This is a genomic window from Mycobacterium angelicum (assembly GCF_002086155.1).
GTDB classification, from domain to species: Bacteria; Actinomycetota; Actinomycetes; order Mycobacteriales; family Mycobacteriaceae; genus Mycobacterium; species Mycobacterium angelicum.
Genome location: NZ_MVHE01000352.1, coordinates 1 through 336 on the forward strand (window position 1 = coordinate 1; position 336 = coordinate 336).

Sequence of the window (336 nt, forward strand, 5' to 3'; positions counted from 1 at the left end):
CCCCCAACCCAAACACATACGCAATCCGCCCCGACACCACACTGGCCTCAGTACCGGTCAGCAAATACCCCTCCACCTCGGACCCGCCCACACCCCCATACTGGGAGGAATACGCCCCCGCGAAGACCCCAATGTCGCTGCCGCGCACCGACCGCGGGTCAATCCCAGCCGACTCAAAGGTCTGCCACGCCGTCTCCAACAACACCCGCTGCTGCGGGTCCATCGCTAAGGCCTCACGCGGAGAAATCCCGAAAAACCCCGCATCAAAATCGGCCGCACCCTCCACAAACCCCCCCCAACGGGTATACGAGGCCCCCACCCGATCCGGATCAGGAT

General features: G+C 64.0%; 1 protein-coding gene. It reads right to left on the reverse strand.

The features are described from left to right. A partial coding sequence (locus tag BST12_RS29755) for a beta-ketoacyl synthase N-terminal-like domain-containing protein (protein WP_211281438.1) occupies positions 1–336 on the reverse strand: 336 nt, incomplete at both ends.